The 5,106-nt window shown below is 62.4% G+C and carries 6 protein-coding genes; 2 read left to right on the plus strand and 4 right to left on the minus strand.

What is annotated here, in order from left to right; genetic code table 11:
- Window positions 1-96: 96 nt before the first annotated feature.
- The 3 genes from ACODSV_RS35905 to ACODSV_RS35915 all read right to left on the minus strand — a co-directional run bounded on the left by ACODSV_RS35905 (window position 97) and on the right by ACODSV_RS35915 (window position 2,446).
- Complete coding sequence (locus tag ACODSV_RS35905; protein WP_024073128.1) at window positions 97-1,110, minus strand: AI-2E family transporter; 1,014 nt, start codon at window positions 1,108-1,110, stop codon at window positions 97-99.
- 176 nt (window positions 1,111-1,286) lie between these two features.
- Window positions 1,287-1,586, minus strand: a complete 300-nt coding sequence (locus tag ACODSV_RS35910; RefSeq protein ID WP_024073127.1) for a PsiF family protein — start codon at window positions 1,584-1,586, stop codon at window positions 1,287-1,289.
- 71 nt (window positions 1,587-1,657) lie between these two features.
- Window positions 1,658-2,446, minus strand: coding sequence for an AraC family transcriptional regulator (locus tag ACODSV_RS35915; protein WP_024073126.1), 789 nt, complete (start codon window positions 2,444-2,446; stop codon window positions 1,658-1,660).
- Window positions 2,447-2,543: 97 nt separating this feature from the next.
- On the opposite strand from ACODSV_RS35915, the gene ACODSV_RS35920 reads away from it, so the two are divergent.
- On the plus strand, window positions 2,544-3,431 hold the full coding sequence (locus ACODSV_RS35920; RefSeq protein WP_150055986.1) for a DMT family transporter: 888 nt from the start codon (window positions 2,544-2,546) through the stop codon (window positions 3,429-3,431).
- Window positions 3,432-3,455: 24 nt separating this feature from the next.
- Here ACODSV_RS35920 and ACODSV_RS35925 read toward each other — a convergent pair whose 3' ends face one another.
- Window positions 3,456-4,346 (minus strand): esterase/lipase family protein, encoded by an 891-nt coding sequence (locus tag ACODSV_RS35925; RefSeq protein WP_024073124.1) that lies wholly within the window; start codon window positions 4,344-4,346, stop codon window positions 3,456-3,458.
- A 176-nt stretch (window positions 4,347-4,522) separates the two neighbouring features.
- Between ACODSV_RS35925 and ACODSV_RS35930 the strand changes: the two genes are divergently transcribed.
- Window positions 4,523-5,053 carry a ferritin-like domain-containing protein gene (locus ACODSV_RS35930; protein WP_024073123.1) on the plus strand — a complete coding sequence of 177 codons (531 nt, stop codon included), beginning with the start codon at window positions 4,523-4,525 and terminating at the stop codon, window positions 5,051-5,053.
- Window positions 5,054-5,106: the final 53 nt, after the last annotated feature.

Below are 5,106 nucleotides of genomic sequence, written 5' to 3' on the forward strand. Positions count from 1 at the left end.
CCCAACGCGGGGCAAGCCCGCTCGCCACAACAAGCCCGCTCGCCACAGGCCAGCCTGCTCGCCACAGTTACAGTGTTGCCCCTTCCCCTCCCACCTTCAAACCATCCCGCCGAGCTTCAATTCGCTCTTCAAATACGCGTAGTAAATCGGTCCTGCCACCACGCCCGGCAAACCGAACGCGGCTTCAAACACCAGCATCGCCAACAACAACTCCCACGACTTGGCACTGATCTGCCCGCCGACGATACGCGCGTTGAGGAAGTACTCGACCTTGTGGATCACAATCAAATACCCCAGCGCCGCTACCGCCACCCAGATCGACAGCGACAGCGCGACGATGGTGATCAGGGTGTTGGACATCAGGTTGCCGATCACCGGCAGCAGGCCGAGCAGGAAGGTCAGCACGATCAGGGTCTTGGTCAGCGGCAGGTGGATGCCACACAGGGGCAGCACCACGGCCAGGAACACCGCGGTGAACACGGTGTTCAGCGCGGCGATCTTGATCTGCGCGAAGACGATATTGCGAAACGCCTGGACCAACAGGTGCAGACGGTCGAACAGCACGGCGGCCAGGGGTTTGCGTTTGGTCACGTCGGGCACGCGCTGCAGCGCGATGATCGCGCCGAGCACCATGCCGATCAACAGGGTGACGAACATGTGGGCGGCGTCTTTGCCGACCAGTTGCAGTTCGCTCAGGTGCTTGCTCAACCAATCACCAATCGCCACGCGGAATTCAGCCGCGCTGGCGGGCAGGTAGGCATCGAGAAACGGCGGCAACTGGCCGCGCGCGCGATCGACCACACCCATGAATTTATCGAGGGAGGCCCCAGGGTTTTCCGCCTCGTGGAGCAGGAAGCTGATAGCGCCGGCGAAGATCAGGGCCAGCACGCTGACAATCAGGGTGCCGAGCAACGCCACCGCCAGCCAGCGCGCGCGCCGGCCTTCGATCAGCCGTTGCAGTTGGGGGGTGAGCATATTGACCAGTTCAAAGACCAACAGGCCGGCCAGCAGGCTGGGCAACAACTTCAGCGGCAATACCAGCAACAACCCGCCGAAAATGATGATGTAGCTGGCCAGCAATAACACGTGACGCTGAGAAAACGTTGGCATACAGCCTCAAAACGAACTGCGTTAAAGGATGTTGTAGGAGCGAGCTTGCTCGCGAAGGTCGCCAACGATAACGCGTTTACTCTGAATAAACGCGGGGCCATTGCGTTCTTCGCGAGCAAGCTCGCTCCTACAGGGGGCTGTGTGCGAGTGTCGCAGCCTTCTATGGCCTGGGGCTATTATTTCTTCAGGCAGGTGCTCATAAAGGTTTTGCGCGCATCACCGGTCAAGGCTTTGGTCTTGGCGTCCGCATTGCAATCCTTCATCTTCTGCTGCTGCGGCGTGAGCGTCTTCGCGTCATTGGCCGCCGGCGCCGACAGGCAGGTTTTCATGAACGCCTTGCGCTCGTCGCCCTTGAGCGTCTTGGTGGTGGCTTCGGCATTGCAGGTGGTCATCTTGTTTTGCTGGGCGGTAGCAGCGAAGCCCTGGGAACACAGCAGCAGGCCCATCATCAACAACGGAATACGCAGCATCTTCATGGAGTTTTCTCCCTGTTACCGTGCCGGGAGGCACGGCCTACCCAGCAGTGTAGCCAAACCTTGTTACATCTTCATCGGCTGCGGATATTCGTCCGCCGGTACTGCTCTGGCGTACAGCCGGCCTGGCGTTGGAACATCGCGATAAACGCCGAGGCGCTGCTGTAGCCCAGGTCAAACGCCACGTGTTGCACGCTGCGCTGGCTGTCGAGGGCTTCGATGGCGGCGAGGTAACGCAGGCGCTGGCGCCATTCGCCAAAGCTCATGCCCAACTCGCGCACGAACTGGCGCGCCAGGGTGCGTTCGCTCACATGCACCTGCTCGGCCCATTGCGCCAGGGGGCGGTTGTCGCCAGGTTCCGCCTGCATGCCTTCGAGCACGCCAAGCAGCCCAGGGTGGCGCGCGTAGGGCAGGAAGCAATCGTGGATCGGCGCCTGCTTGAGCTGGTCGACCAGCACCTGGGCCAGGCGGATATCCGCCTCGCTGCGGGGGATGTTGACGTCTCGCAGGGCGAAGTCACTGAGGATGGCCTTGAGTATCTCGCTGATCGCCAGGGTGCAAGGCTGCTTGGGCAGTTGCTCGCAGAGTTGTGGGGCCAGGCCCACCGAGCGATAGACAATCGCCTGGGCATTGTAGGAGCTGTGTTCGGTATTCGGTGGTATCCACACGGCGTATTGCGGCGGCGACATAAAGCGGTTGCCGGCCACCTCCATCCGCATCACCCCGCTGGCCGAGTAATCCAGCGAGCCCCAGGAATGCCGGTGCGGCGTGCATTCAGTATCGGGGGCGAAATCGGAGTAGCGGAAGTACACCGGGCTCGGCAGCCGGGGGAAATCCGCAAGGCGTACGGTATGTCTGGGCATATTGTCTGGATACAAAGGTCGGTTGTCTGGATCGCAGTATAGGCTTCGATCCAGACAGGGGATAATCCTGCCTCATCAACCCACCTGGTTTCTTTCGATGCAATACGCGTATCCCCTGCTGGCCATTTTTATCTGGGCCGGCAACACCGTGGTCAATAAATTGGCCGTGGGTTCGATCTTCCCGGCTGAAATCGGCTTTTACCGCTGGTTGCTGGCGGCCGTGCTCTTCACGCCGTTCATGCTCAAGCCGGTGCTTGCCCAGTGGCCGATCATCCGCCGCAACCTGGGCAAGATCTTCATCCTCGGTGTGCTGGGCATGGCCGTGTACCAAAGCCTGGCCTATTACGCCGCCACCCTGACCTCGGCCACCAACATGGGCATCATCCTGTCCCTGATGCCGTTGATGGCGCTGACCGCCGCGATCATCAGCCTGGGCCAACGCCTGACCTTCGGCGCACTGACCGGTGCGCTGCTGTCGTTTGCCGGCGTAGTGGTGGTGGTATCGGCCGGCAGCCTGGGGGCGCTGCTGCAACACGGGGTCAACCTGGGCGATGGCATGATGCTGGTGGCGACCCTGGCCTACGCGGTCTACAGCACCTTGCTGAAAAAGTGGCAACTGCGCCTGCCGCCGTTGGTGTTGCTGTACTTGCAGGTGCTGGTGGCGGTGCTGGTGCTGTTTCCGCTGTTCCTGTTCTCAGCCAAAGCCGGCCTGGGCTGGGCGAATATACCGCTGGTGCTGTATGCATGCTTGCTGGCTTCGATGCTCGCGCCGCTGGCATGGATGCATTCGGTGAAGACCCTGGGGCCGAGCCGCACGACGCTGTTTTTCAACCTGCTGCCGTTGATCACCGCGCTGATTGCAGCGCTGGTGTTGAAAGAAGAGCTAGCGCTGTATCACCTGGTGGGCGGTTTGCTGACGCTGGGCGGGGTGATTTTGTCGGAGCGCTGGACCACGCCGGTCGGGCGTCAACGCGCCGCAGCCTGAGCGATCGTTATCGCGGTGCATCTGCTACACCCCGGCCGCCTTGAGCCTCTGCGCATGCTCGACGAACAGCCGGATCGGCTCCGCGCCCTTGCCCACCAGCCCCAGAGACTGGTTGACGATATCGAAATGATCCAACGCATAGTCATCGCCGATCACCACGCCCAGGTGTGAGCTGTAGCGCCCGACCATGCCGTCGCACTGGCCCTTTTCGCGCACGAAGCTGCGGGCGAACAGGCGGCAGCTGCGATTCGTCCCGTCCAGCAGGTTGCGCCCGCGGTCGGTCTTGCCCGGCTGCAAAGTGCCGGACCACGAGTAATAGCGCACGCCATTGACCTCGGCAGCCCCCTGCCCGCCCCACGTTGCTGGCAAGCCCTGGGGGTACGCACGGTTGAACGCGGCCACGCCGACGCTGGTGAGCGAATGGTGCGAGGCGTGCAAGTCAGCCTTGAAGCGCGGCCCGCGATAGCCGGTTTCCAGCACCCCCATCACCCAGGCGACCCAATGGAACAGGGCACTCATGATCCGGCCCCTGACGCTCTCCGCCGGGTAATGGGTGTGGATATGGTCGGCCAGTTCCGAACCATGGTTAGGCCCGGCCACCGAGGTGACCGACGCCACCCACTCCGGCACCCTGGCCGCCGCGTAGCGCGCGGTCAGCGCCCCCTGGCTGTGGCCGATCAGGTTGACCTTATCGGCCCCGGTCTCGCGGCGAATCCGCTCGATGTGCGCCAGCAACTGCTCACCCCGCACCTCGCTGGAATCCAGCGGCGCGACCTGCACCGCAAACACCTGCGCCCCACCCGCCCGCAGCGCCGGGACGATGCCATACCAGTAGGGAAACCACCCCAGGCGCACGAACCCGAGCATGCCGGGCACCAACACCAAGGGGTAACGCGTGGCTAACGACTGCGGCATGGGGCGAACGTCCTTGATCGATACAGGATAGGCGCAGGCTAGCCCAATCCAGCGACGAGCAGATGACACCGCCCAGTAAATCCAATAAAACTTTTTGCGTTGCGCGGCACTCACAACTGGGAGCGATCACGCCAGCAGAGCGTGGCGCAAAACCGGATTAGCACCAGGAGATTGAGATGACTGAAGCAAACCTGACTGACGTTGCGACCCTGCGCAGCCGCGCCCGCCAGAACGTCGAAAACGGCGCCGTGACCGAGGGCTACGACGCCGACCGCGAAGAGATCATTCGCTTGCTCAATGCCTCGCTGGCCACTGAACTGGTCTGCGTGCTGCGCTACAAGCGCCACTACTTCATGGCCAGCGGCGTCAAGGCCCAGATCGCCGCCGAGGAGTTCCTCGAACACGCCACCCAGGAAGCCGAACACGCCGACAAACTCGCCGAGCGCATCGTGCAGTTGGGCGGCGAACCGGAGTTCAACCCGGACCTGCTGTCGAAAAACTCCCACGCGCAGTACGTGGCCGGCAATACGCTGAAGGAAATGGTCTACGAAGACCTGGTCGCCGAGCGGATTGCGGTGGACAGCTACCGCGAGATCATCCAGTACATCGGTGATAAAGACCCGACCACGCGCCGCCTGTTCGAAGAGATCCTGGCTCAGGAAGAAGAGCATGCCGATGACATGGCCGACATCCTGGAAAGCCTGTAACCCCTGTGGCGAGCGGGCTTGTTGTGGCGAGCGGGCTTGCCCCGCGTTGGGCT

Source organism: Pseudomonas sp. FG86, assembly GCF_057808775.1.

Bases quoted from the DNA above. Each gene is read 5' to 3' on its own strand.
- ACODSV_RS35905 (WP_024073128.1), bottom strand. From the start codon at position 1,110: ATGCCAACGTTTTCTCAGCGTCACGTGTTATTGCTGGCCAGCTACATC.
- ACODSV_RS35910 (WP_024073127.1), bottom strand. From the start codon at position 1,586: ATGAAGATGCTGCGTATTCCGTTGTTGATGATGGGCCTGCTGCTGTGT.
- ACODSV_RS35915 (WP_024073126.1), bottom strand. From the start codon at position 2,446: ATGCCCAGACATACCGTACGCCTTGCGGATTTCCCCCGGCTGCCGAGC.
- ACODSV_RS35920 (WP_150055986.1), top strand. From the start codon at position 2,544: ATGCAATACGCGTATCCCCTGCTGGCCATTTTTATCTGGGCCGGCAAC.
- ACODSV_RS35925 (WP_024073124.1), bottom strand. From the start codon at position 4,346: ATGCCGCAGTCGTTAGCCACGCGTTACCCCTTGGTGTTGGTGCCCGGC.
- ACODSV_RS35930 (WP_024073123.1), top strand. From the start codon at position 4,523: ATGACTGAAGCAAACCTGACTGACGTTGCGACCCTGCGCAGCCGCGCC.